General features: G+C 59.0%; 25 protein-coding genes, 12 tRNA genes and 1 pseudogene. 6 read left to right on the top strand and 32 right to left on the bottom strand.

Translation table 11 applies throughout. The features are described 5' to 3' along the window. The first annotated feature begins 224 nt into the window (after positions 1 to 224). A complete protein-coding gene (locus J2754_RS15280) occupies positions 225 to 1,478 on the top strand; it encodes an RNA-guided endonuclease InsQ/TnpB family protein (protein WP_211087941.1) in 1,254 nt (417 codons plus the stop codon). Between the two features lie 288 nt (positions 1,479 to 1,766). Further along, positions 1,767 to 3,044: a Cdc6/Cdc18 family protein gene (locus J2754_RS15275; RefSeq protein WP_245333094.1), complete on the top strand. Its 1,278-nt coding sequence runs from the start codon at positions 1,767 to 1,769 to the stop codon at positions 3,042 to 3,044. Between the two features lie 363 nt (positions 3,045 to 3,407). Here the strand turns inward: J2754_RS15275 and J2754_RS15270 are convergent, their stop codons facing one another. From J2754_RS15270 to J2754_RS15160, 24 genes are all read right to left on the bottom strand, one after another. After that, positions 3,408 to 3,731, bottom strand: a complete 324-nt coding sequence (locus J2754_RS15270) for a DUF6788 family protein (protein ID WP_049983794.1) — start codon at positions 3,729 to 3,731, stop codon at positions 3,408 to 3,410. A gap of 204 nt (positions 3,732 to 3,935) precedes the next feature. After that, positions 3,936 to 4,610 carry a MarR family transcriptional regulator gene (locus J2754_RS15265; RefSeq protein ID WP_049983793.1) on the bottom strand — a complete coding sequence of 225 codons (675 nt, stop codon included), beginning with the start codon at positions 4,608 to 4,610 and terminating at the stop codon, positions 3,936 to 3,938. Positions 4,611 to 4,681: 71 nt separating this feature from the next. After that, the gene (locus tag J2754_RS15260; RefSeq protein ID WP_049983792.1) at positions 4,682 to 4,978 is read right to left on the bottom strand and encodes a hypothetical protein; all 297 of its coding nucleotides are present in this window, start codon (positions 4,976 to 4,978) and stop codon (positions 4,682 to 4,684) included. Positions 4,979 to 5,137: 159 nt separating this feature from the next. Beyond that, positions 5,138 to 6,667, bottom strand: coding sequence for a TROVE domain-containing protein (locus J2754_RS15255; RefSeq protein WP_211087940.1), 1,530 nt, complete (start codon positions 6,665 to 6,667; stop codon positions 5,138 to 5,140). Between the two features lie 113 nt (positions 6,668 to 6,780). Then, positions 6,781 to 6,855 (bottom strand) — tRNA-Arg (locus J2754_RS15250). Positions 6,856 to 7,280: 425 nt separating this feature from the next. Continuing rightward, a tRNA-Glu gene (locus J2754_RS15245) sits at positions 7,281 to 7,356 on the bottom strand. Between the two features lie 47 nt (positions 7,357 to 7,403). Next, on the bottom strand, positions 7,404 to 7,808 hold the full coding sequence (locus tag J2754_RS15240) for a hypothetical protein (protein WP_049983790.1): 405 nt from the start codon (positions 7,806 to 7,808) through the stop codon (positions 7,404 to 7,406). Between the two features lie 12 nt (positions 7,809 to 7,820). After that, positions 7,821 to 7,891 (bottom strand) — tRNA-Met (locus J2754_RS15235). A gap of 103 nt (positions 7,892 to 7,994) precedes the next feature. Next, positions 7,995 to 8,067, bottom strand: a tRNA-Glu gene (locus tag J2754_RS15230). A gap of 34 nt (positions 8,068 to 8,101) precedes the next feature. Continuing rightward, a tRNA-Thr gene (locus J2754_RS15225) sits at positions 8,102 to 8,228 on the bottom strand. Positions 8,229 to 8,308: 80 nt separating this feature from the next. Beyond that, positions 8,309 to 8,391 (bottom strand) — tRNA-Leu (locus tag J2754_RS15220). A 42-nt stretch (positions 8,392 to 8,433) separates the two neighbouring features. Further along, a tRNA-Leu gene (locus J2754_RS15215) sits at positions 8,434 to 8,515 on the bottom strand. 47 nt (positions 8,516 to 8,562) lie between these two features. Continuing rightward, a tRNA-Ser gene (locus J2754_RS15210) sits at positions 8,563 to 8,648 on the bottom strand. 221 nt (positions 8,649 to 8,869) lie between these two features. Further along, positions 8,870 to 9,010, bottom strand: a complete 141-nt coding sequence (locus tag J2754_RS15205) for a hypothetical protein (protein WP_157969412.1) — start codon at positions 9,008 to 9,010, stop codon at positions 8,870 to 8,872. Between the two features lie 2 nt (positions 9,011 to 9,012). Beyond that, positions 9,013 to 9,099 (bottom strand) — tRNA-Ser (locus J2754_RS15200). Between the two features lie 4 nt (positions 9,100 to 9,103). Then, positions 9,104 to 9,176: transfer RNA gene (locus tag J2754_RS15195), tRNA-Pro, on the bottom strand. 249 nt (positions 9,177 to 9,425) lie between these two features. Then, a tRNA-Asp gene (locus J2754_RS15190) sits at positions 9,426 to 9,499 on the bottom strand. Between the two features lie 3 nt (positions 9,500 to 9,502). Next, a tRNA-Gln gene (locus J2754_RS15185) sits at positions 9,503 to 9,578 on the bottom strand. Positions 9,579 to 10,383: 805 nt separating this feature from the next. Continuing rightward, positions 10,384 to 10,869 (bottom strand): hypothetical protein, encoded by a 486-nt coding sequence (locus tag J2754_RS15180; RefSeq protein ID WP_155118461.1) that lies wholly within the window; start codon positions 10,867 to 10,869, stop codon positions 10,384 to 10,386. 443 nt (positions 10,870 to 11,312) lie between these two features. Next, positions 11,313 to 11,903, bottom strand: a complete 591-nt coding sequence (locus tag J2754_RS16870; RefSeq protein ID WP_483420151.1) for a DUF8172 family protein — start codon at positions 11,901 to 11,903, stop codon at positions 11,313 to 11,315. Continuing rightward, positions 11,900 to 12,187 (bottom strand): DUF8172 family protein, encoded by a 288-nt coding sequence (locus J2754_RS16345; protein WP_245333092.1) that lies wholly within the window; start codon positions 12,185 to 12,187, stop codon positions 11,900 to 11,902. Before J2754_RS16345 ends, J2754_RS16870 begins: the two co-directional genes overlap by 4 nt. A gap of 223 nt (positions 12,188 to 12,410) precedes the next feature. Next, on the bottom strand, positions 12,411 to 12,605 hold the full coding sequence (locus tag J2754_RS15170; protein WP_211087939.1) for a hypothetical protein: 195 nt from the start codon (positions 12,603 to 12,605) through the stop codon (positions 12,411 to 12,413). Positions 12,606 to 12,745: 140 nt separating this feature from the next. Beyond that, a complete protein-coding gene (locus tag J2754_RS15165; protein ID WP_211087938.1) occupies positions 12,746 to 13,153 on the bottom strand; it encodes a MarR family transcriptional regulator in 408 nt (135 codons plus the stop codon). A gap of 104 nt (positions 13,154 to 13,257) precedes the next feature. Continuing rightward, positions 13,258 to 14,058 carry a DUF8170 family protein gene (locus J2754_RS15160; RefSeq protein WP_211087937.1) on the bottom strand — a complete coding sequence of 267 codons (801 nt, stop codon included), beginning with the start codon at positions 14,056 to 14,058 and terminating at the stop codon, positions 13,258 to 13,260. Positions 14,059 to 14,173: 115 nt separating this feature from the next. Between J2754_RS15160 and J2754_RS15155 the strand changes: the two genes are divergently transcribed. Further along, positions 14,174 to 14,662: a helix-turn-helix domain-containing protein gene (locus J2754_RS15155; RefSeq protein WP_211087936.1), complete on the top strand. Its 489-nt coding sequence runs from the start codon at positions 14,174 to 14,176 to the stop codon at positions 14,660 to 14,662. Positions 14,663 to 14,714: 52 nt separating this feature from the next. Here the strand turns inward: J2754_RS15155 and J2754_RS15150 are convergent, their stop codons facing one another. Continuing rightward, a complete protein-coding gene (locus J2754_RS15150; RefSeq protein WP_211087935.1) occupies positions 14,715 to 15,950 on the bottom strand; it encodes an RNA-guided endonuclease InsQ/TnpB family protein in 1,236 nt (411 codons plus the stop codon). A gap of 182 nt (positions 15,951 to 16,132) precedes the next feature. Beyond that, positions 16,133 to 16,963, bottom strand: coding sequence for a type IV toxin-antitoxin system AbiEi family antitoxin domain-containing protein (locus J2754_RS15145; protein ID WP_211087934.1), 831 nt, complete (start codon positions 16,961 to 16,963; stop codon positions 16,133 to 16,135). Positions 16,964 to 17,288: 325 nt separating this feature from the next. Between J2754_RS15145 and J2754_RS15140 the strand changes: the two genes are divergently transcribed. Beyond that, entirely contained in the window at positions 17,289 to 18,728 is a 1,440-nt protein-coding gene (locus J2754_RS15140; RefSeq protein WP_211087933.1) for a hypothetical protein, read from the top strand. A 50-nt stretch (positions 18,729 to 18,778) separates the two neighbouring features. On the opposite strand, the gene J2754_RS15135 is transcribed toward J2754_RS15140, so the two are convergent. Beyond that, the gene (locus J2754_RS15135) at positions 18,779 to 19,402 is read right to left on the bottom strand and encodes a hypothetical protein (RefSeq protein WP_211087932.1); all 624 of its coding nucleotides are present in this window, start codon (positions 19,400 to 19,402) and stop codon (positions 18,779 to 18,781) included. Between the two features lie 261 nt (positions 19,403 to 19,663). On the opposite strand from J2754_RS15135, the gene J2754_RS15130 reads away from it, so the two are divergent. Further along, positions 19,664 to 19,918 (top strand): hypothetical protein, encoded by a 255-nt coding sequence (locus J2754_RS15130; RefSeq protein ID WP_211087931.1) that lies wholly within the window; start codon positions 19,664 to 19,666, stop codon positions 19,916 to 19,918. A gap of 155 nt (positions 19,919 to 20,073) precedes the next feature. Here the strand turns inward: J2754_RS15130 and J2754_RS15125 are convergent, their stop codons facing one another. From J2754_RS15125 to J2754_RS15110, 5 genes and pseudogenes are all read right to left on the bottom strand, one after another. After that, positions 20,074 to 21,153 carry a transcription initiation factor IIB gene (locus tag J2754_RS15125; protein ID WP_049983764.1) on the bottom strand — a complete coding sequence of 360 codons (1,080 nt, stop codon included), beginning with the start codon at positions 21,151 to 21,153 and terminating at the stop codon, positions 20,074 to 20,076. 699 nt (positions 21,154 to 21,852) lie between these two features. Further along, positions 21,853 to 21,972 carry a hypothetical protein gene (locus J2754_RS16865; protein ID WP_483420150.1) on the bottom strand — a complete coding sequence of 40 codons (120 nt, stop codon included), beginning with the start codon at positions 21,970 to 21,972 and terminating at the stop codon, positions 21,853 to 21,855. 15 nt (positions 21,973 to 21,987) lie between these two features. Next, positions 21,988 to 22,332, bottom strand: a pseudogene (locus J2754_RS15120) (hypothetical protein); the annotation flags it as partial. Positions 22,333 to 22,420: 88 nt separating this feature from the next. Then, entirely contained in the window at positions 22,421 to 22,750 is a 330-nt protein-coding gene (locus J2754_RS15115) for a DUF8158 family protein (protein WP_049983806.1), read from the bottom strand. 5 nt (positions 22,751 to 22,755) lie between these two features. After that, positions 22,756 to 23,109 (bottom strand): DUF8105 family protein, encoded by a 354-nt coding sequence (locus J2754_RS15110; protein WP_049983762.1) that lies wholly within the window; start codon positions 23,107 to 23,109, stop codon positions 22,756 to 22,758. A 770-nt stretch (positions 23,110 to 23,879) separates the two neighbouring features. Here J2754_RS15110 and J2754_RS15105 point away from each other — a divergent pair. Then, positions 23,880 to 24,833 (top strand): hypothetical protein, encoded by a 954-nt coding sequence (locus J2754_RS15105; protein ID WP_211087930.1) that lies wholly within the window; start codon positions 23,880 to 23,882, stop codon positions 24,831 to 24,833. The last annotated feature ends 592 nt before the right edge of the window (positions 24,834 to 25,425 follow it).

Raw genomic sequence — 25,425 nt, 5'->3', positions numbered from 1 at the left:
TACCCGGTTCGGGAGATACACTCTGGACGGGGGGTGTCGTCTCAACCAAGTACGCTGCTCCCGGATGGAGGGCTATTTTGATTAAGCGAGGGAATCCCGGCCTTCAGGCCGGGCGTGAATCGCGTAAACTTAGTTCAACAGTCAGCCCGAGACAGCCCGGCCGGATATTCTACTTCCACTCTGGTTCACGAGCCATTATGTAGCCAGCCCGGCACGGCCTCTGTATGGCGAATTGGGCCACGCGCACCTACGTTGCCTCCATCCGCAACCACCGGCAGGTGTGCGACGACCTCGATTCGCTCGGGTTCGCCGCCTCAAAACTCTGGAACGTCGCCCGGTGGACCTGCGACCGCATCTGGAGTGAAACCGGCACGGTTCCAGACGACAGTACACTCAAAGCGTACCTCAAGAGTCACGAACGCTACGCGGATTTGAACGCACAATCCAGTCAGGCAATTCTCGAAGAATTGGCTGAAGCGTTCGAGTCGTGGTATGCTCACCGCGAGAACGGTAACGAGGATGCGAACCCGCCCGGCTACCGCAAGCACGGCGACGACCACCCTCGCTCGACAGTCACGTTCAAAGAGGACGGCTTCAAGCACGATCCTGACCATAACCGGATTCGACTTTCAAAGGGGGCGAATCTCAAAGACTCATGGTCGGACTTTGTACTCTGTGAATACGCCGCTGACCCGGACGTGGACGTAGAAAAAGTCCAGCAGATCCGGGCGGTCTGGACCGGCGACGAATGGAAGTTACACATCGTCTGTCGCGTCGAAACTGGCGACCCGGAGCCGCCCGGCGATGGGGTGGCGGGCATCGACCTCGGCATCTGCAACTTCGCCGCCGTCGCGGTCGGAGACGAGGCGTTGCTATACCCCGGTGGCGCACTCAAAGAGGACGACTACTACTTCCAGAAAGAGCGAGCCAAGTGCGACGACAGCGACTCGCACAAAGCGCAACGACTGAACCGCAAGCGCCGGGCCAGACGGGACCACTTCTTGCACGCTGTTTCAGCGGATATGGTGGCCGAGTGTGCTGCCCGGAACGTCGGGACGATTGCCGTGGGCGACCTCTCGGGCATCCGTGAGGGAACTAACTGGAGCGACCACGGAAATCTGGACCTACACGGGTGGGCGTTCGATCGCTTCATTGAGATGCTGGAATACAAAGCCTACGAGCGTGGCATCAGCGTTGAGCGCGTGGACGAACGCGATACCTCGAAGTCGTGTGCGTCTTGCGGAACCACCGACGATGGCCAGCGCGTCGAGCGTGGGCTGTACGTCTGCGAGGCGTGTGGGCTGGTCGCCAACGCCGACGTGAACGGGGCAGAGAACATCCGACAGAAGGTACTCCCGAATCTCGCCTGTGATGGGGGAGATAGGGATAACGGCTGGATGGCACAGCCAGCGGTGCGCCTGTTCGACAAATCCACGGGGCGAGTAGCCCCACAAGAGCAGGTGTCCCGCGAACCATAATATCCCAACGCTCGGGAAACCGCGCCGTTCATGGCGCGGAGGATGTCATTCACTCTTGACCAGGGGTGTGTCAAACCCGCTCCAGTCTGGCGTTTTCACTCTGGATTGGGGGTGCCGGTCTGCGTCGGTAAGTCTCGCTCCAAATTCGATTTCACTCGGGACCGACTCGACCCTTTGTGAGGATGATACGCCAGCGACAAAACATCAGAAGACGACCATAGCCCGATTTACACTCTGGTCGAGGTAGCCAAATCATTAAGTAGGTCCCATCCGCGATGTCTGATATTGATGGCTGAGGAACCGTCCCAACTCTCTGACTTCGACGGCCGCTACGAGGATCCCGCTGACGATCCCCTCTTTGACTTTGATGAAGACGACCCCGACCGCGCCAACATTTTCGTTCGCAAGGAGCTGCTGAAGGTTGGCCACGTCCCTGAAAGCGGCCGTATCGTCGGCCGGGATGGCGAGATCAAGGCCGTTGCTGCTGAACTCAGGCCGATCGTTCGTGGCGATCCGCCCAACAACGTGATTATTTACGGCAAAACGGGGACCGGGAAGTCGCTCGTTGCCCGTCACGTCACCGAACGAGCACGGCGAGCCGCGGAGTCGAACGGTGTGTCTGTGGGCACGGTCTACGTTGACTGCGCGCAGCACAACACACAGACACGCGTCGCGAGGACGGTGACTCGTTCACTCAACGAGACGGACGAGACTGACTTCGATATTCCACGCGCAGGGATCGGCAGCGGTGAATACTACGACTATCTCTGGGAGATTCTGGATACTGCCTACGAGTCAGTCATCATCATTCTCGATGAGGTGGACCGACTCGATGACGATGATATTCTTATGCAGCTCTCGCGGGCTCGCGAATCGGGGAAAGCGGATTGCCACCTGGGCGTCATCGCAGTCAGCAACAAAATCGAGTATCGCGACCAGCTGAACGAACGCGTCAAGTCGAGTCTTCGCGAGGAGGAGTTCGTCTTCCAACCCTACGACGCGAATCAACTGCGCGAGATTATGAAGCACCGACGGGACGCGTTCCACGATGGCGTTCTCTCCGATGATGTGATCCCGCTGACGGCGGCACTAGCCGCTCAAGAACACGGTGACGCCAGAAAGGCCATCGAAATTCTTCGTCACGCCGGCGAACTAGCCGAACGAGAAAACGTCGACACAGTCGTTGAGGAACACGTTCGTGATGCTCAGGAGTGGGCTGAAATCGATCGGTTCGAGGAGCTTCTCCGTGGATCGACGACCCAGGTCAAATTCATCCTCTATTCTCTCGCGCTGCTCACCGAAGAGAATCCGAACGAGGATGGATTCTCTACCAACCGGATTTACGAACGGTATCAGGCGACGACAGAGAAGGCTGACGCGAAGACTCTCAGCGAGCACCGCGTCTACGAGCTGTTGAAAGAGCAGGCGTTCCTCGGTGTCGTTGAATCAACTCGGACCGGTGGTGGCCGGGGTGAAGGCAGTTATCTCGAGCACCGGCTGGTTCAGGATACCGGCATCGTGCTGAAATCTGTCCTCCGGGATAGCCGGCTGGAAGACCTGGCCTAGCTCCCGTTTCGGTCGCTGACTACACCCCTGATCACGAGTGTATCTCTCGATACGTCGGAAACGTGGGGTGGGTGATCCGAGGTCATCTTCTACTCCCAATAATCGACTTTGGCCGGGTGACGAAACGACGGAAACGTGGGGGGTGTGATCCCCTCGATCGTGGCTGCGTTCCCTCCACCAACCTCCAGTTACGACGGAAACGTGGGGTGGGTATCTTCTCTCCGAGTGTTACCTGTTTGGACTGACCGGACCCATTCACACTGAGGGGTGTGGGGTGGGTTGAACCCATTCACACTCTGGGGGGTGTCCTCTGCTACGCTACTAATTGCGCTTGACAAACCTCCGGCTACGGTTCACCACCGTCTACTCGTCGGGACTGACGGGGCCTTTATACTGGGAACGAACTTTTTCGCCTTCTCGCCACTGCCAGTAGTAGTAGCGGTTGTCGTTAATCTCCTTGATCGTGATCGTGGCCTTCGCCGGGACGTCGTCCGGCAGATCGTCGGGACGTTCTTCGATTTCGCTTTCATCTGAGTCCTCTTCGAGACGTGCCTCGCGAGCTTTGTGCTCAGCTAGCTCTTCAGCGTAGCGGGCAACGTGTTGTAGCTGTTCAGAGGGGTACTCGTTGAGCGTGTTGACGAGTTCTGTCGGGAGTTCCGCCGGCGGCGTCGGTGGTTCGTAGGACATCAGCGGTCGCCTCGTGTTAACCAACAAAGTGCGTATCGGCATAGATTTGTTGGTTAATCAGATATCGACTCGTCACGGGTTGAAGAGTATGAATAGCAAACTATTCAAAAATAGCAACCCGGGAACGCTGTCGATGTCAAACCAACGGCAATCAATTAAACCTCACCGTGGAGGCGGTCGATAATTCAATTGCTGCTGTGAACCTCACGAGCATTCTCTTTCTGACTCACGGTAGGAAACGTCGAGATCGAGATCGTCGTACATGCGATCGAGCATAGCAAGTGCTGACTGAAACGTCGCATAATGCTTCCGCATGAACTCTATCGTCTCGCGCCGAGAGATGACTGGATATCCTTCGACGTGGTCGGGGTTGAGCACCGAACGCTCGTTGAGGACGACTTGGAGAGGACCTTCAAATGATTCCTCCGGTTGTCGCTCAAATCCTGTTGGGATTCCAAACCGTTCGAAAAAACGCTGCCAGGCGTCGATGTCCTTCTCAAGGACGGCAAGAAAGAGCGGGTAGTCTCCGGGCTCGCGACCAACCTGATAGCCCCCTTGGGTCCACACGTAGACGGCGTCCACCTGTGTAAAGGCGAAGGGCCAGTCACCGAACTGTGGGAGTACGTACGCCTCTTCGATGGACGGTGGATTCACGGCGGCACTCGTGGCCAGCAGGTCTCGTGCCGCCTTACGGACGCGATCGTCGGTCACGAACAGTCCATCATCATATCGAAGATACCCTGCATCCTCTAGTTGATTGACTGCTTGTCGAACCGTTTCGTAGGGGGTGTGGAGATGTTGGGCTACCGTTCGGATCGAATCTCCAGGATTGACTGCGAGCAACACTCTAACAGCAGTCTCATCAAACGGTTCGTACATCTAACAGATACCAATATTTTGGTAACAGTCAAATAAATTACTACACTTTCGGCTATGCCGTTCTGAACGGCCTATGCAATCCGTCTGACTGACTCAAGTCCCGAGACACCAGCCAGTCTGTCTCTGACCTCCTCCTCATCGCCAATCGCCGTAGCCCACCGGACCGTAATTTCGACGGTGATGAGTGTGGCCGACAGCTGTGGCTCGATACTATCCAATTCGTCAATCGTGACGTCATCGATAGTTTCGGGCCGCGAGAGACGCTTCTCAGCGTCAGTGACGAGGTCTCCATCCGCGCCGCAGGGGATTCGAATCGTCACGACGGCAATTGTCGTCGAGTCTAGGTCGGTGGTATTGGATACTGCCATATTATCATCTCCGTTGAGGCGCGTCTCACGGGCCAGATGTTCGACAACTGTACTCCGAGTGCACGAGGGACGATTCGAACGCCCGTCTCGGTCGTGGCACGACCGCGTGTTTTCGAACTCCACCACTCGCGTATCCTCAAAGAAAAGATCCGAACAGGGCTAGGTCAGTTCGAACGCCTCGATCTCATCGATGATCTGCTTCGGATTCTCGGCGTGTTCGATGAACGAGAGGACGTTCTCCGACCATCCCGAGATGTTGTAGACGTTCTCGTAGCCTTCTGGCGTCACCAGGTCGCCGTAGGCCGCGAGGTCGACGAGATACAGCGCGGTGTCCGAAGACACCTCGTCTCGATACGCATCGAACGCGTCTTTGACCGTCTGGGAATCGCGGGCCGTGAACGGCGTGTTGTCCCAGATCTGCATATCGGTGAAGACGACGATGCGTTCGACGGGCTCACCTCGCTCGCGGAGGTAATCGATTGCCTTCCAGCCGTTCGTCGAGTTCCCGACGTCTTCGTCGATCGCCAACACCGCCGCTTGGCGCTGCAGGACTGGCGTGTCGACGTGCATCGGAACGGTCTGGAAGTCGTCGCCAAACCCGCCGACGTCAGCACCCTGGTCGGCCAGGATCGCACCGAACAACGCACCGATCTCCTTCAGTCGGAGCGTGCTGTTCGCGGACAGCGGCTGATCCATCGATCCCGACAGGTCGACCGCAACAAAGGTATCGCCGAATCCGCCAGGCACCGTCTCGACCGCGACATCAATTGCGTCTTCGAGCCACTGCTCGACCGCCGGTGCCTGGACATCCGCGTCTTGCAGCGCGGTGTAGGCCTGGTAGTACCGGAACGGGTACAGCGGCGCGTGCCGGACGGCCTCCAGGTCGAGGTGATCCACGACGGTGGCCTCCGGAACGCCGGCTTCGAGCATATTCCGGAGGTTCCGGATCGATGCGAAGATGGGCAGCGTGTACTCGTCGTCCTCGATGAGCAGTTCCCAGGCGGCTTGGGTGTTGCCGCGCTCGGAGATAACCGTCTCCCACGTGTTCGGCGCCGGCAACGGGTCGACGTCGGGATAGTCGTCGAGGCCGCCACGCATGAACCGCTCGAAGAGCGCTTCCTGCTCGGCGTCGACGGGCGTGGGGTGAACGCGGTTGAAGACGTCGTGTAGCGTCACCTCGCGCCGCGACAGGTCGTACTTGCCCAGCGTGTAGGTGTCGGCCATCTCAACCAGCGCATCCTCGATCCCGCGTCGAAGCGGCCACGGCGCAGTCCCGTCGAACAGCTGATCGTGGACCGCGAGCGCGGTGGCCGTCTCGTCCATCCGCTGGATGATCGCCGGCGCCCATTCGCGGATGAGCGACTCGGGGGAGTCGTCCTTGAATCGGTCGTCGTTGGCTGCCAGTACGAGTAGCACTTGTGGGATGTCCCGCAAGTAGAGCTCCTGGCGCGCATAGGCCGCGAGCTTCAGGACGAACTCCGGGTCGTCGTTTGCGGCGGCATCGAACTGCTGAACGACAGCAGCTAGCTGCTCGTCATCGGACTCGTAGAACGAGCCCTCCAGCAGTTGGTTGATCGTGCGCTTGTACAGTGCGAGTCGGGGGTCGGCAGGCTCGAACGCTTCCCCACCTTCGTAGTTGGTGGTCCGCGTTGCCTCCGCGACCGTTTGCTTTGGCGTGTTGAATTCCATCCTATCACCCGGAGCCGCAACAGGCGACTCCGATCGCAGCTGCCCACACGCTCTGTGAGCAACGAGTCTCGGGAGAGAAACTTCCCGAACCAGCCTCGCATCGCTCGGCTGGACGTTCCCGGCACGATTCGAACGTGCGACACCCGGCTTCGAAGGCCGGTGCTCTGTCCTGACTGAGCTACGGGAACACGAGTGGCCGGACAATTTCTGGAGCGAACGACGGGATTCGAACCCGTAATGTGCCATCGACGTAGCGCTCCAGATCGACGGCCACTGGCGACACGGCGACCGGAAAACTATCGGAGCGGAACCGGTGTCGAGCGTCCTCTCGTACGCTCTTTGTCCGGGATGTTCTCGATGGACTGCGCCACCGACAGGATTTGAACCTGCGAGTACCTGGCGAAGCAACGCTCCGACTCGACGGTCGCCACGTGCGGTCGGGCAACCGGTGGTGCGACGGGCTATGACTCCCGTTGGTGTGCTTTGCGGGCGAAGAAACGCACCATCTGGACGACCACACGCTTGGGGAACGCTGACCGTGACAGCGTCACGGATCCGTGGCTGCCCGCTATGTCAGCCACGGAAAAACGCTGTCAGGGCCAGCCTCCCCGAGTGCTCCCGAGGGGAATCGAACCCCCGACCTCCAGTTTGAAAAACTGGCGTCTCTCGCCAACGGAGACTCCGGGAGCGCGGTAGGGAAGAAATCAAGCGCTGAGGTGCGGCGGACACCCACGGATTATCGCAGGCGTTCGAAGCCCTCGAGTTGCCCGTGCGTGAACGTCACTTGATACGTGACGAGTGTATCGAGATCCTCGAAGGAGTGTTTGAGCTTGAAACGGCCGTGGTAGTCGTCTCGTTCGATCCAGCCGTCGTGGACTCGGTTCCGACAGCCGGCCATGTAGCGAAAATCGTCCTCGTCGACGTCGTCACGGCTCGCGTATGGCCGGTCTTCCGGCGGGACCGCTTCGGTGTGCCACTCCTCTTCGAGGAGCCGACCGTCCGCCGTAATCCGAAATGTGGTCATAGTCGGTCGATCGATGCCTTTCGTTTGCCAGTCGACGTCCTCGGCAGGAGTAATCCCTTCGGGGTACTCCGGTAGGTGGACGTCGTCGTAGAGTTCGACTGTATCGAATAGTCCCATTGTTGTCCTCCATCGCGGGACCAGGAGTCGAACCTGGGCCTCGGGGATATGAGCCCCGTGGACTGCCATTATCCTATCCCGCAGCACACAATTCGGAACTCACTCATGGACATCTCTCAGTTCTCCACAGCTGTCCGTCCCTCAATCTAGTCGGCTGGAAGTGAGAGGTCTCGGACTGTTGGAGAATGCTCCAGCCCGGATTCGAACCGGGGGCTCGGCCGTGAGAGGGCCGTGAGTTTGGCCGCTACTCCACTGGAGCGGGTTGGCCTCGTCTGGAACGGGTCGTCGGCCAGTGGGACGGGCAGGATTCGAACCTGCGTGTTCTCGTTACAAGTGAGATGAAGGAACTCTCACCGTCGCACCGGGTCTCCGGTGAAAATTCGGCGAGAGTGTGTGAATGCCAGGCTCTTCCACCGTCCCGCAGTCTCCCCGGCACGACTCGAACGTGCGTCTCCTCCTCTACAGGGAGGCATCGTAGCCGTTAGACCACAGGGAGAAAATGTCGCCGCGAGGATTCGAACCTCGGAAGGACCTACGCCAGCGGGTCTGAGCCGCTTCTCGTTGACCACTTGAGTACGGCGACGGAACGGTGAAGCGAGAATTGTCTCCCGGCACGGTGGCCGGATGCCGCCACCAGGATTCGAACCTGGGAAGGACTAACCACACGGGTCTCGACCGTGTCCGTTTGACCACTCTGGCATGGCGGCGCAATTCGAGAATCGCCAGCGACTCTGCGAATCACTTCGGTACGCAGCGGCGGGAGAGCGATTTGAACACTCGTGTCCTTGCGGACGCTACGGTTCCAACGCAGTCCCTTGACCAACCTAGGGAAACCCCGCCAACGGTGAGACGGAGAGTTGAACTCCGAAGCCCCGCGGCTCTCGGTTTCACACCGAGCGCGGTCGCCTATCCGCATGTCTCACCATCTCCGTCGGAACTTGCTCCGATGAGCCCGCCTCGCGTTTCTCACCAGGACACCGGAAGATGCGCATTACTCAGCTTCTGAGCTTTACTACCGAGGCGAATGTGTTCATCAGCATCCAGTCACGGCAAGGATGGTGTCACCTCGTTCCGTGGAAGTATGCGCCGTCCTCGGTGACGCAGATTTCCACGCTTCCAATCGTGTCGATAGACGTTGTTTCACCGAGCGGGACGTGACGGAACGCTTCCTCCTCGCAGGCAGGGCAGACATTCGTTGTCATGACGCCGCGACCCGGATTCGAACCGGGAGACCGATAGCAGACGGCCACGGCATAGCAGGCCGCTGGGTTCCCCAATACCCAGTCGCGGCACAGTGAGCCGACGCGGATTCGAACTTCGGTCCTGTGCGCCCAAGGCACAGATCGTCGTCCGCTGGACCATCGGCTCACTGGACTGCCGAGCGTTCGGCAGTTGATTATCTATCTGTACGACTTTCCAACTGCGCAACCGCGACCGAGTAGTCGTGGTTGCGCGTCTCATCGCGGGGGCGTACTTCGGGTGCTCCCGGGAATACCACACCGGCTCATGTAGGTTGCAGACCCTGCTGGGCCCAGCATCGTCGGAACGATCCAGCTGATCGCACCAACGGGCTGCCTACCTCGATGGGTATCCCCACGTGGCCACGCCACGCATCCACGCCGACGCTGGGATTTGAACCCGGATCACGGCCGTGACAGGACCGTATGCTCGCCGGATTACACCACGTCGGCATGTCGCCCCGGCCGGAATCGAACCGGCGACCTCCGGATTCAAAGTCCGGCGTCCCTCGCCAGCGGAGACTCCGGGGCTCGACGTAGCCGCAGCTCTCGCTGCGGGGCTGTTGGCTAACGACTTCCGTACGCTCAGCGCGGACGGAGTCCGCTCGCTCCTGTATCGAACGAACGGAAACCAAGCAGCCGCGAGCCTGGCACCCCGCACTCACATCAGGCTGTGTCCTGAGCGAGTACTGGGCACAGGCAGGCGGCAATCCCGTGTTCCCCGACCCGTGACGGGTAGTCCGTATGGGGGCCGAGTTATGCGGGTGAGAGTGTCCGGACGTCGCCGGATTGCGTCGAACTCTCGTATTCGAAGTCGACGTGGATCCGGCGGTTTGCGCCCGGGTTCTTCGCACGCTGATCTTGTAGGCACTCGCCGAACACGGGACCCGCGGCTAAGCGAGAACGAGCACGCCGCGGGGTGAGGCGAGTGATGATCATCGTGTTGAACTCTCTCGGTTTGAGGGGTGTATCGGACGTCAGCCTGAAATATCGTGGCAATTGTATTAAAATTAGTTAGGGTGTGTTACCCACAGACACGGCAGTCACACTCCAAGATACGGTTGCACACGACGTTTAATGTCCTAGCATTGGCTGTCGTCGATAGCCGGACGCTGGCCGGTGTTCTCGGTTGGACCCACAGAAACTATTTACACCAACCTGCTCTCTGGGGCGATAGATGACTGGCCGATCGCCGGTCCGGTGCTAGCCGGGAGCCCAGTCACACGGCGTGACTGACGGTTCTCGGTTAGATACCAATGACCGAGAATACCGACTCAAACGAATCTCAGAAGCCAGGGAGTGCAAACAGCGGGTGTTCCAACCACACAGAACAGCGATCATCCTCCGGATGCCAGTGCAGTGGTGCTTCCCCGCCGTGCGATGGATGTGACACCACCCAGTACGACAAACTCCACGAAGTCTCTCTCGGTGAACGGGCATATGATGTGTGTGGAGAGTGCCTCCAGCTCCTCGTTGACGATGTCGAGGAGTACCACTGGTGGGACCGCCTGACTGAAGCGCACTACAATCGCGCTGCGGAGTTTCTCCGCTCCCTCGATGCAGTCTGGTGCGTCAAAGATCAGGCGTACGCTGGCGGGGAACTGTGGGTCCACACGCCCTATTGCGATGCTGCAGTCGTCAGAGATGTGTGTGACCACTTTGGCTTTCAGATTCGCTGGTTTAGCGTTGTATACCCTGTTGACGATGGCTTCGAATGCGTCTCCGAGCACGGCCCCTGTGTCGAAATCAACCTCACGTTTACAGCCCACCGTTCGGATCCACTCCCGCTCGAATACGACATTCAGAATGACGTGACGTACCACGAGATCGAGTGGCTTGATGAGTATCGGCGCCTGTTCACGTCGCCTCCCGAGTAGTTCGGACTCGCAGATCGAATTGCCTCTCCAAAATACGGTTGCACAACCGTCCCACTATTTGACGACTCGATCTGAGCGCCAAGAGTCTGTATTCCACTCTCACCGATATGGTTATGAATACATCGGAGAGATTGGAATCTGTGAAGGGGCGGAGCTACGGGTTATCGACTGTTTGCGGGATCGGTCCTGCACGGTTGGCGAGTTAGCCAATGCAACGTTAAACCCAAATCGTGCGAGACTTTATCCGTCGGCAGAGCCAAGATTTGCCTGACCAATGAGTCTGGACGACGCGGTTAAGGAGGCTCTCGCAACATACGGGATGTCGCGGAGCGAAGAGGCCGAAGAAACCGGCCGGACGGTCGCGACGCTCCAAGACTAGCGCACGCCGCTTACTTGAGGGTCCGAATTTTCTCTGCGAACTCCGCCTTCGATAGCCCAGGGGCCTCCATCAGCTCGGGGTTGTCGGTGCGCTCAACTGCCTCTTCGACGAATTCGATCCAGAGCTCCTCGTGCGCTGTTGCGTAGACTGTTTTCGCTTCTGCGGGATACATATCCAGCTCGTATGCCGTCAGGTCGATCTGGACCTCGTGTTTCCGCTCAAGCGTTGTCGCTCCGAAGTCAGAGAGATGTTTGAGGAGCACATTCTTCCGACGAACCGTCAAGAGACGCTTTGACTCGTTAATATACTCGTTTACCCACTCCCGCCAGTCATATGTCTCTGAGTCGATTTCCACGGAGGTTTCTGGCATCGAGAAATCGGGAGCAATCCGACGGAGGTAGAACTGAACCAGGGCAACAGCAGTCCGATGGTTCGCATTCGGCAGCGCGTGTTTGAGAATGAGATTTGAGGCGAGACGGCCTGCAACATCAGTCGCGCTGCCCTCCCACGATGTCCGGTTGAGCGCGTCTGGGAGTGCATCGATGTCGATGCTCTTGTACGCTTCAACGGGAACTCCTTCTTCTTCCTCGTTCTGGGCTATGAGCGCTTGATAGATCTCGAGGAGCCGGGCAACGATAGTACCGTTGTCAGCACCATCTCTGAGAGTACCTCGCCAAGATCGAATTCGAGATCGCCGACGTCCCCACCACCAACGCGGGAGGTATAGATACCGAAGAACTCGCTGTCAAGATCGTACTTGCGAACCTTCACCGCCACGTCATCGTCGTACTCGACAATCCTGGCAACGATCTCTGATGGAGCCTCGTGGACAAAATCAAGAGAGAACTGATTGTCGCCCGGATGGTGATAATAGACGTGACCCATCTACCTGATTCGCTGTACTTGGGGGAGCATCTTAATTCACGCTACCTTTCGGACCGACCTGGCATCAGGATTCCATCGAATCGAGTCTCTCCCAGTCGACGTTGATTCGGAGATGATACTCACTGTCGTAAGTTCCCTGTTCGGATCGCATTGGGTCGAGGAGCGGACACTCGCTCGTGAATGACTTGAGGAACGTCTCACGGGCCGGGAGGTCGAAGCCGAGCTAGTCGGCGAGGTAGACGATCCGTTTGGTCGCAGTGCCGTTGTCGGGTCGCTGGAGGCACTCAACGACCGTCGCCCACGAATAGTCTCGATCCTCCGCGACGACTATCGCCTGTACGAATTCTCGGATGCCACCACAGAGTTCGGGATGGTCGGTACAGTCAACGGTCGTCTTTTCCACATCTGCGACGTTCACGGCGGTGCCCTCGATGAGCCTCGACTCGTAGCCGAAGAATTTGATCTTGAGCGGAACGGCTACGTCCGTGAAGTCGGTCAGTCAGGCTAACCTCCGGGACTAACGGCAGACTATCGCTCTCTATTCTCTGACAACCACTCCTAATCTGGACGGGGCGCGTTCTCGTACTTGACCATCTTCTCGGGCTTATCGGCGATGGTGTCGTAGATCTGCTGAAGTGTCTCCTCCGCGGCGAGCAGATTGTGCGTCTCCAAGAACTCGCGGCCGTCTTCGGTGAGGCCGTAGAACTTCCAGGGATACCCCTGCCGGCGCTGGTCGTCGTCCAAAGCGACCTCCGTGACGATGCCGGCGTCGATCAGCTTCTGGATGTGCTTGTAGACGGTCGCATTGCTCACACTGGGATTGAGCTCCTCGAGTTCGTACATCGATGGGAGCTGTTGGGGGTGAGCGAGAATATCGCTGATAAGCGAAAACCGTGTCTGCTGTGTAATGAAGTGGATGACTTCCCGTGGTGTCGTGTCGTCACCGACACCCGAACCAGCCTCCATAACGATGTATTCGACCGGGCGTAGTAAAGTAGTTTACCCGAGAGTAAACTACGGAGCCGACTCACTCTGATGAGTGTACCGCCAAGCGAGTAGGACAGGATAATTCACTGGTCCTCACGCTCTTCCCACTCCGGACGTGGTGTCGGGGACGGGAGTTCGTCAACCACAGTTCGGAGTTCGTCCTCTGTCGTCCACGGGAAGCACCGTTCGTGGAGTTCGAATTTGCGGAACTTGTTGAGATGAACCCAGCTGTACGTTGCTGGCTCTTCGCCCTCATTTGTCCGGTCGTCGATCACATCCCACACCTCCTGTTCGTCGATGTCGAGACCGCTCTCTTGGGCGCGATCAACGAGCGACTCGACGTTTGCTTGGACTTCATCCGCCGACAAATCGTCTGCGAACGCGATCTCGAGGGCGGCCTGAATGACGTGCTGTGGCGAGTCAAGGTTCTCGTCAGTCACCCACGCGTAATCACGTGGGAACACGTACGACTTGTCGAAATACGGCGGGTCATCGATCTCGCCCAATTCAGGCGCCTCCCCACCACTCTCCTTCTCGAAGACCCCAACGATGTAGTCGCTGTACGTCGCGAGCAACGAAAACATGATATCGAACGTATTGAGGCGGTCAGTCGGAAGTTCGAGGAGATCACCCATGATGAACGGATAGGCACCGAGCTGCTTCGTGAGTTCGTTCTGGACGGCGCGAAGCCGGCGGATATAGGGGTCGCGATAGCTCCCCAAGATGAAATACGATGTCCGCTGACTCCAGAGATACGGCAATTCACGCTGGGCGAACCGCCAGATTTCCCGTTTCTCTGCAGGCTCAAGTTCGATGCCCCCGACGGCCTCGTGAACAACGGTCATAATCTCCCCAGCGTCCGGCGGCGGGCTTGGGTCGGTCATTAGCTGCCGATTCAAACCACACCACCATATCCCTTCTGAATCACTTTGGTCTTTTCTGGATTAACCAACTTGGATGACCCTAACTGTTATAGCGTCCTACCTCGTACCAGCACGTATGAGCGAAACCGACACTGGTGCGGCCGATGCAGGGCCGTTCGCGGAACAGCAGCGGCTGTTCAAGCTGCTGTCCCAGGATACGCGCCATCTCATCATCCAGGAGCTGCTGGGCCATCCCGCCCATCTAATGTCGCTCGCCGAACTCGAGTATATGACCGGGAAGAGCCAGGCGGCCATCAAAGACCAGTTGGAGACGTTGATCGACGCCGGGCTCCTCGCACGCTACACGTACGATCCAAGCGAGGGGAAACGTGATCTCCCTGCCCAGTTCTACGGATTCACAGAGCGGGGGGTCGAGGTCCTCCACGACTACAAGTATCTCCGTGGGCTTCCGGTCGCACGTGCCCTCTACGAAAACACGCGCAAGACCGAGAAAATCGAGCGCCACGAATCGGCCCCTCGCCCGGAGCTTCCGGATGCCGTCGCGGAAGCCCTCGAGTTCGACGAGCCCGATCTCGAGGCCGTCGATGGTGGCACAAACCCATAGTTCGTCGGTCAACTACCCCACCCTACTTTGCTCAGTCTGACGACTTTGCTCGTTAAGGGTGGGGCTTGTCCGTGTCCTCGACCTCGAACCCGTCCGGGTGGGCGGTAAATCCGCCACTTGGCGTCACCGTTCCAGACTTTAGGGCAAGCTGACTGTTGCCCGTCCGCCGGGACGACTGTTGGCCTCGGCGGACGTACCGCATACCGATGTTCTTCGCCGCGTTGTAGTCTGCGTTCGCTTCCGACTCGCACTTCTGACAGCAGAAATCGGTTCGATTCGGGCGATTCTCGTCGGCTGTGAAGCCACACTCGGCGCACCGTTTCGACGTGTACGCCGAACCCACCTGCTGCACCAAGATACCGTTCGCTTCGGCTTTGTACTCTACTTGCTCGTAGAGCGTTTGGAACGCCCACTTGTGGCCCCACCACGCACCCGTGCGGTCGCGGATGTGGGTCAGGTCCTCGAACGCGATCACGTCGCACTCGTATCGGAGTGCTTCGTCTACGATAGCGTTCGACGCTCGGTGAAGTACGTCGCGGACGTAGCGAAGTTCCCGGCCACTCGACTGTTCAAGCGTCCGGTGGGCGCTTCGCGTTCCAGTCTGTTGGAGGCCGGCGCGTACCTTCTCGAACTCGCGGAGGTCATGGGTTAACTCTCGCCCGCTAAAGAAGCAGGCAGTGCTGGTGACGGCGAGATTTTTGATACCGAGGTCAACCCCGAGGACCGTTCCGTCCTCGGCGGTATTCCGTTCAGTGTCGGTCTTGTGTCGGCGGAAGCCGATGTGCAAGAAGTAATCGCCGTTGCGGGCGGTGAGCGTACTTTCTGTAACGCTCCATTCGTCAGAGTCGAGGTACTGCCGTTGGTAGCCATCGTCGGCTTCGGGAAGTGCGAGCGAACACCGGACGCGACTCTCTGTCGTGGAGAGAGAAACCGTGTCGTCATCGAACAGCGTCATCGTCCGGGTGTCGTACTTCACCGTGGGTGCGGTGAACGTCGGCTTGCTGACCTTCTTGCCGTTGGACCGGCGTTCGATACAGCCAGTGATGGCTTGTGCGGCTTGGTGGGTGGCGAGAATCGCATGCTGACTCCCGAGTCCGGTTTGCTCACGCACGTCGTCGTAGGCAAGGGGCTGTACGTCGCTCTTGGCGTTGCACTTGCCCCACGCCATGTCGGTGGCGAGCTGGCAACCACGCTTCCACTCAGAGATGGTCTCCTCAAGCAACTCGCGTTGCCTACCATCTACCGAGAGTCGGGTGATTGCTGTCCGGCGCACGTAGTCGTCTGCCACAGATTCAATGTAGTCTCGTGGCTACTTATATATTAGTTTCTGTGGCCTATACGAACGCGCTCCTCCCCTCACTACTCACACCCTTCGGTCGCTCCCTGAGGAAGGGGACTCCGCGCTACCGCTTCAGTTGAACAGCACCGTTCTCGACGCTGCAGAGAAGGTACGCCGACTTCGTACCTAGGTCAGGACTCCGTGGGCTCCAGCATGGCTGGCTCGACGTTGATCCGGAGGCGATACGTACTGTCGGTCGACCCGGTGTCGGGCCGCGTCGGGTCCAGCAGCGAGTAGCCACTCGTGAACGACGCGACGAGTTCCTCACGCGCCGGGAGATTAATGCCGAGCTTGTCGGCGAGGTAGACGATCCGCTTGGTCGCAGCGCCGTTGTCGAGGCGCTCGAGGTACTCGCCGACAGTGAACCAGTCGACACCACGGTCGTCGGCAGTACGCATCGCGGTTGCGAGTTCCCGAACGCCACCGCAGAACTCGGGATGGTCCGCACAGTCGACCAGCGTCTTCTCCAGGTCGCTGACCTGAACGGTCGTACCCTCGATCGATGTCGGCTCACAGCCGAAGAATTTCCGCTCGGTGACTGTCGTGACGCGGTACGAAACACCGTGGATCTCCCGGCTTTGCGCTCGGGTCGGCGTAACGACGTACACCGTCCGTGGGACCTGTTCGGTCAGCCCGTGGTGGCTGAGGGCGCTGTAGTAGCCGATGTACATCGGCTCGGCGACGTGGGCGGCGATGAGGTACTCGTGGGTGGTGTACAGGCCCTCTTCACCGGCTGCGAGTGGGATGATGAGGTATCGGCCGGGAAACAGTCGGTCGAGCCAGCCCTTCTCGGTGAGCCGGGCTGCTATCTCGCGGGCGGTGTGTGGGGGAACCTCCAGCGTCGTCTCGATATCGTCAACGGAGATGATCTGGTGCCCCGCGCCAGCGAGTCGTGCAAGGAGTCGACTTTCTCGAGTCGAGAGCCCCTGGCGTATATTTTGCGTTTGTTCTATGGCATTCATACCTGCGTTTCTTACATAGAATATAGTCTCAGACCTGCTTTAGCCTTGCCTCATCCTTCTTAGCTTCCTTAACCAACACAAAATCATCCAATAGATATGTGTTGGTTAAGAACTGTGGGGACTGTGGATGAACAAATCGGATGTGGCAGATTCTGTCGGCAGTATCTTCCAACCCCGTCTTCTGGCTGGTCCCGCTTTTGATGTGACATTGGATCGAGTTCGAATTAGTCATTCGATACAAAATCCCGATCGTATTCAAAAACAAGGTGGAGGGGCTTGTTGACGTGCCCACAGCGTTGACTTGCCGGCACTACGAGACACAGGTATGAACCCACGCGATATCATCCGTCGAGACCATGATTCACGTGACGGTGAGGACCCGCTGCGCGTACTGGTGGATACCGCGTCACTGAACGAGCAGCTCGCCGATGGTAACGATGCCGCCCAGCGGGTACTCGACTATGCAGCGAACCGCGAGTTCGAATTCATTCGGTCGCCAGACACGCCACGGCATGAGGAGCTTGAGTGTATCCCACCGTATACAATTGAGACGGCAGAGAACGGGGCTCGAGTTGTCCGGAGCGATGATGATGGGCAGCAAACAACCACGTCATTCTCGTATCTGTTCGGATATCAGGAACGGGCGATTCGGCAGACTACAGCACGAGTCTTCTCCGATGACGTCGACGCGTATGCGACCGAAGTAGAGGACGTCACCGATCGAGAGCTGGCGACAGTCCGGCAGGTGTTCGTCCACGCCGCGCTCAACCATCGTGATGAGGGGCACCTGTTCATCACGAACCGAGCGGTCCTCCTCACCAACCGACGGTGGTTCGAAGCGCACTTCCCCGGTGGGCAGTTGAACATCATGAGCCTCAGCGAGGCAGTCGAATATCTCGGGCTCTACCTCCGGTACCGGGAGCAGTTCTACGCTAGTCCGAACCTCACCGTCGGAATGTTCGGCTGGTACTGGCATCTCTTCCGGTCGTTGGTTCCGCGGTATCACGTGGAGGCCGACGCGGATGACGACTATCTACGAGGATTTAGCACACGATTTCAGAACTTGCTTATCGCCGTCGATGAGATCGGCTATCAGTATTTCCAGGAACCAGATAACCGGACGCAGCTCAACGTCCAGTACCATTTCGACAATGCGATCTCCCTGATCACCGGCGTTTTCGATACGCTTGCCCTCAAGACCGCGGAGAAGTATGCTATCAACGACATTCGAAAAGAGTTCATCTCGCTCTCGAACAACCGGGGACGGGACTTTCTGAATGAAGTACGGGAGGTAAACACCGATCTTCGTGATCACATCGCGGCCCACATGGCGTACATCAATCTGATCTATGTTCTCCGACCGCTTGTAGTCCATCGCGGAGGATATCAGGACAGTCTCCTCGAGGATGCTGATCAGGGTTGGACAGCGGGAGTCATCCCGCTTGACCGGTTCAATGAGGCAGATCGAGATGCCTTCGAGCGGTACTACCGCGAGATGGATGACGATCCCCTACCCTATGATCCGCTCACTGAGTGGGGCTTGTATCAGGCAGACTGGGCTGCTGCGGGCTACATTGAACCATACCACTTCATGAAGGCCGCAGTGAAGACGCTCATCCAGTTTGCTAATGCGTACCTCCAGTTGCTCGGGTATCCGGATTTCATCGAGCAACGCAGAGAGGACGATGAGGGAGCGACATTCATCGATACCTGTGATCGAATCCGTCAAACCGGCTTGACCGGCTTCTATCAGGTGTTTCCGTAGCTATTCCGACAGTCAAGGGAACTGGCTGAAAGAGACTGTAATAGGCGTCTTCAGATCTTCCTGAACGGTGTGGGAATCCCGCCCGCGGTAAAGCGAGCGACTGCTCCGCAGCTGGGACACTCATCGACGAACGCACAGACTCGAAGCGAGGTTTCTAACTCACGAACGCTCCCGCACACGGAACACTCGTACGCGGTGCGATACCGGACTGATGGACGGTGCTGTTGCCGTCGTGTGCGGGAGGTCGCTGTCGGTGTCGCCTTGCCGTGAGACGCTGCTGTCCGCGATCGCTCGCGGTTCGTCGTGGACTGATCGTGATCGAGCTGCCAGGCCGAATCGGGAAGCGTGTCGTAGATGCGATCTGACTTGCTGATACCCATATCGAGAACATCAGGCCCAGCTGGTTCGCGTGCGTCATCTGATCGGGATTCATCGACTGGGCTCCCGTCAACACGTGATGTGTCTCGGTGGCCCAGAGGACCCGCCCGTGCCCACGCCCCGAGTTCGACGGCCTCTGCCTCTTCGTAGAGCGCGCCGTCGATGGCAGCCGCCAGTTCGGCGAGTGGCTCGGAGATCTCGGACTCGCCGTGTTTCTCGACAGCGTGCTCGAACAACCATTCTCGAAGCGTCGCTGCCGTCTCTCTATCGACGGTATATGATGGAACAGCCTTCATTTGTTTCTCACTCCGCTCCTCGTGGGGACGACAAACCTACAGAGATCATAGGCACCGTCGAGAGCGTCCCTGTTGGAATCAGCTCGAGTAGAGAGAGCCGACGGTGAAATAGTCGGTATGTCCCTCTCAGACTGACCATAACTTCGATTATTGTGGACGTCTAACGTAGACATACCCGTGTCCGCCTTCCAGGGGAGATAGTCGGGGTTCAAACCCCCGGAGGGGAATGGGTTTGACTCCCAGTCGGTAGGGAAGGCGCTATTGAAACTGGGCAAGGTGGCGGTCACGGGCGGCGTCGAGGAGGTGTTCATCTACATTACGAAACAGATGATGCACAAGATTGCGGCGAGGCTGAACAAGAAGTACAGCATCAAATCAAAAGCGGCCACGTGGGGCGAGAAGGTCGTTAATCGGGCGAAGGCCCGTTTCCCCCACACTCCCCTCTCTCTGCCGGCAACCCGGCTAGTGGATACACTGCATCTTTCGGCTTCGTCCCCCGAACGAACCCTCTTCTAAAGGATCAACAGAGGTCCCGAGAGGTGTATGACACGGCTGTCAGCGAGGTTGTGGCTGCGCGCGCAGCGACCGGAGGGAGCGAGCACGGAGCGGTGGGTGGGGCGGCGGGGCGTCCACGGGCGGAGGTCACCACGAAAAAACGGGGGGTGCCCCGCTCAGCGCAGGGTGTCCCGTTCCTCTTCGAGGCCGACACCCGGGTCGTCGGTGCCGTGTTCGGCTTCGTAGGCGTCGACGAGCTCCCGACTGTACCGCGCGATCCGGTTTCGGGACGTCGGCACGATCGTGCTCGCCGCCGCGGCGACCTGCGCTTGGGTGAGGTGCTTGCGCGAGAGCAGCCGATCCGCCGCGTACAGCGCCGACGCCGCGACGGTGCACCGTGGCGTTCCCGGTCCGACCGGCACCTGATCGCCGAGTTTCATCAGGTGTTGGGCCAGCCGCCACGTCCGCACTGCTCGCGCCCCGGGGATGACGTCGTCATCGAGGGCGTCGACGACCGCCATCACGGCGTTGGGCCTGATGAGTGGCGCGTCGAACCCGCATTCGCACCGTATCTTCCGCGCCGCAGCGCACACTCGCTCGTGGGGCGCTTTGGTGTGGGTCGCGACCGCGACGTCGATCTCGTCTCGGTCGACCGATGAGGCTCGCGCAGCCAGGAGGACGGCGCCGCCGGCGAGTGCCTCCCAGGCCATCCGCCCACCCGGTAGCCGCGCTTCCGAGGCGCTCCGGAGGAACTGTGCCGCCATCTTGACGACGTGGTCCGGCAAGCTCAGGTTGCCGCCGATCATCTCGACGTCCCGCAGCCCCTCGTTGAGCCGCTTCGTCCGCTTGCGCTTCTCGCCGAACTGCATCCGCTTGTGCCACTTCCGGAGGCGCTGGACCTTCTCCCACTGCTCGTTGCTCAGGGGATTACCCCGACCGTCGGTGTTCCGCCCAATCTTCGTGTGCAGGCCCTTGTCCGTCCGCAGCGGGTCCACCGTCTCGATGCTCTGGTCGGCGTCCCCGACTAGGCCCAGGTCGTTCAGCGTCGGGCTCAGGTCCACCCACTCGTCGGCGACGATCAGCCCACAGTCCGTGCAGAATGACTGCTCGTCTTCGGTGATCACCTGGCCCTCACACTCCGGACAGGTGGATCGCCCCGACGGCTCGTGTTCGACCGTCGGCTCGTGACTGCGTTCCTCGGTGGTCGTACTCTGTACGTCCGAAACCGTCTTTTCGCTCGCGTTGTTACTCGTCATTGCAGTATCCCGAAGGCGCTCACCACAGCGCCCGACTCCCCGTGTTCCAGCACGGGGGTTCCTCGACGTCACGACCGACAGAGCCGTCTGCGCGCTCTCGCTCGCGCCTTCGCGAGCGCCCTCCTGGGCGCGAGCGAGAGCGCGCCCGCACGGAGGGGCACAACCAGCGCCGCGCGCCGACCCGCCCGGAGCGAGCGGCCAGCGGAGAAAGCGTGGGGGGTGAGCAGCGACGCCGCGCAGCCCCCCGCGCTTTCCCGCTGGCGTCGAGGGCACATTCACTTTAGCCCGGCAGTCCGCCCGCTACTGCAGGCAGACCGCCCGGAATGGTCGGTCGCGAGCGACGCGGAGGGCGGCAGCGGCGAGCGGCGCGGGCCGTTCGAGAAACACCGGACAGCCGATGTCGTCGTTCGCTATCCCGAGCGCCAGCCTGGCGGACTCAGAAAGGGCGAGGCCGTCTCGACCGTTCTCCGATCCCGCAAGCACCGAGTCCAACGAGACGCGCAGCGTGGGTCGCGGGTAGTCGAGCGGTCGAGGGCTTTCTTTGCTGTCTCCGATGCCACGCGAGCAGGGAGCAGTATCTCACGAGCAAACTCGACGGACGTGACCCTGATGGCTAAGGGAGTTAGCTGTCGAGATCCCGCTAGTGTCGGTGAGCCGGCCAGTTACAGATGTCTCCGTCGCTGATGTGGCAGAAACCCATTACTCGTCCTGGAGTGCGGCGTAGATATCCGCATGCCGCCGGCCGTCGAGGGCCCCCATCTCGAGGGCAATCTTTCGACGTTCGGCGTCGCTCTCGGCCGCCTGATACCGCTCATACAGCTGGCGGACCTCGGCATCAACCGCTGTCGGGTCGCCATCGTAGACGTCGACGTCGTCGGGGGCAGCGAGATCGAGTGGCTCGTCTTCGAGATCCGCTTTGAGGAGGCGGAACCGCTGAGCGGTCTCGGCGCCGACCAGCTGCGTGACCGTCTCGAAGTCGAGTTGGTCGTCGTAGTACTTCGTCGCGACGAGCTCCCGGAACGGCTCACTGTCCGCGGTCTTGTCGAGATACTTGCGGAGGGCCTCGATGAGCAGGGCAGATCGGTTCGTGTCGTAGACCTCCGCAATAGCGTCGAGGCGCTCGACGAGCGACGCCGGCGAGTGAAAATGAACTCGCTGCAACTCGTCGCTTGGGTCCATACGATGCGTACGTTTCGGACAGACGCTGGTAACGGTTTCGGGGCTGTACAGTACACGCTCTGAGCGTCAGGAATCGGGAATGTCGAACTCAATCGTCACTCTGTGCGGGCAGCTCTGCCAGGAACCGGGTGGCTGTTGTCCCGATTCGGACGCCGTCGACGTTGTCGACGTCAAGGTCCGCCGTAGCAGTTCGAAACGGATACTCCTCAACGAGAACCCGATAGATAACGGTCCGAATAGTCTCCGAGCCATATCTGTCGACGACAGTCGCCATCGCTTCGGCTAGGTGGGCGTTTTGGTGGTCCACACGTGGGTGCTCTGCTCGCTCGAGAACAAGGTCGACGACGTCATCGATCGGTGGATGCTCGGGGTTCCCGGTGCGCTCACGAACGTCATAGAGTGGCTCAGAGCCAGTCATCATACTTACTCCGTCGCGTCCTCGTTCGTGTCTTCCGCCGCTGGCTCCAGCCGTCGCTGTCGACGAATCTCTGCGAGCGTGTCCTCCAGCGTCCCGAGAGCCCTAATGGCTTCGAGTTCATCGGTAATCTCTTCTAGAAGGCGGGCTCGCTCGATTGCGTCTGCATCGCCGGCGGTCGTCTCGATTGCCTCGACGCGAAGCCGGCGCTCCTCTTGCCACCCACAGTCCCAGCACGTCCGGACGACGTCGAGACGCTCGTCTTCAGCAGCATCGAGAACCGCGTCGGACAGTGACGTCGACGGCAGTCGGTCCGGCCCGACCTCGAGTGTGACCGGGCCACCGCACTCAGGACAGTCCATACCCTACAGGATGCGCGCCGCGGTCATCAACATCAGGGACCCGTGAGACGGACTCACAGAGAGGGCTCTCGAGGAAGCAAACCGGATACGTCAGGCTGGTCGTTGGGACGACAATCGCCCCGGTGACTCAGTAGACGATACGGTTCGTTTAAACTGATACATTCCGAAAGTCAGGACTCCACAGATGGCCCCTCGGCCTGAGAGAGCCGGCGGCCTTCGCACACTGCATATCGCCTCTTTCTTTGGACGAAAACCGCGATATGCAAGGCGAAATAACGCGCTCAAATCGCAGAATAACCTCGTCGGGCCGATTTGAGACAGTAGAAAATACCTCGACGAGCTCCCGGCTCACTACTATTTCACTAAAATTGCTCGACCACGGGGTAAGCGGGGTAAATTCGGGAAGTACTGATGAGAGATACGAATAGCCCTGTGTCAAGAACGCCTCGCTGGATGTCCACGTGCCCCTTGGAGATGACGAAAGAAAACCCTGATTCCCGCGAATTCGGGACGTTAAACCCACTCAAAATTGCCCGACGGGGTTTCAGTACAAGCGAGACAGCACTACAATCCCATCCTCTCGATATCCTGAGAGGACACTCGTCCACAGCCCGAACTTGGTAGTAGACACGCACGGAGGTTAACCAACAATTCGAATCGAAAACAGTGCCTGTTGGTTAATGATCTACCCCCTCCACTGTTTCCGAAGCTTTTGCTGTCTTTGTCCGTCCGACACAAGGCTTTTCGAGCGTCTCCGAGGAATCACGACTATGCGCCGCCGTGCCCTCCTCGCGACCGCCGCCACATCCCTCCCCGCAGTAATCGCTGGCTGTACCAGCCCCGGTGGGTTGGGGGGAAGCAACGCCGCTGCAGAAGCCCCTACAGCACGTCTCGAACTGACGACGATTGCCGACGCGAAACTCCCGACGAAAGTTCTCTATACAGTCCGCCCCGCTGAAGGCAACGACGAAACGGCGCAACTGTTCGATCGGATTCTCGACGGTGGCGCGACAACGAAGGCGACACGGTCGCCACTGCCCGAACAGCAACACATCGCCTACCAAGACGGCGTCTACGAGCTGGCGTACGAGGTGATCGAGGAAACGCCGGCTACCAGATACTCCGTGAAAGTGGATATCGTCACCGGATCGGTGACCGAGGCAGAGGCTATCCAGTTCGCTGACCTCCCCGAAGTTGATCAAGAGGAATTTGCTGCCCACGGACTCGCTGATGGTGACCCGATCGGAATCGGGACGACGTTCCTCTATACAGATGCCGAGCGCGAACAATCCGTCCTCGAGTCGGAGTACTCGTACATCATCTGGGACGACGGAACAGAAGCCGAATGGGTCATCGACGACGCTTACGACACGACGCTGAACACCTATCGCTACACGGCTGACCAGGTGGCAACAGCCGCCGAGTACGGCCAACAGATGCGCGAGCGGTTTACATTCGAACTTGCGGAACTTCCAGAAACCCAGCGAGAGATCGTCGAGACGGCGATCTCAGATGGACCGTACGTTGTCAGGCCCGATGAGACGCCGTCTGATGCGCTCGTGGCGCTCGCAGACCGGTTTCGCGGACACGAACAGGCCCACGGGCACGACGAAGACGGTGAAGGTGACCTGAGCGGCACGTATCTGGTTCGGTATCAGGGCGACGTGTATTGGACAACACTCGTCGTCCAGCATAATGCGTTCCAGACGACATCAGCAAGTTGATTTGGTCTATTCTGCTGGCACTTCTTGACTGGGATCGGAACGATATCCGACGAGAACTCAACGGAACACGTGTAGTCGGTATCACGGACTGGACCTGACGAACCCCCTCCCCCCTTTTTCGAGTTGTAAACTCGTCACGGCGGGGTGGGGGTGAACAGCAAGAGGGACTGCAAACCAGCCGGTTGTGGCGGAAATACGCAATAGAGAGGCTGAGTATCTTATTCTCTAACTTGTAACTAGAAATACGAAAGTTTATGTTGAACGTTACCTTACCACAACCGTACTAGGGACAAAGTAAACATATCGTCTAGCTCAGCTAGACGATTGATATCTCGGGATGTAGATTCCTTCCTCATCTCGTCCGTGGTTCTGATTCTGTGTATAATCCCGTCTCGACACCTCTACGCCAATTTCAGATATCTCAACTCTCGCTATGCTACGTCTTGGGTGATCTGTTCTCCCGCGACTTACAACTCGAAAAAGGGGGGAGGGGGTGAAACCATCCGTCTTTAGTTAAGCCTCACACCTCGGTTGTGTAGCGGTAGCGAGCGTCTCTTGTAAGATTGGTCGTCGCTTGTGGATCTTTTGAGCG

This window comes from Halarchaeum nitratireducens, from assembly GCF_017874695.1.
In the GTDB taxonomy this organism is placed as follows: Archaea; Halobacteriota; Halobacteria; order Halobacteriales; family Halobacteriaceae; genus Halarchaeum; species Halarchaeum nitratireducens.
This window is presented reverse-complemented; position numbering and strand designations above follow the sequence as displayed.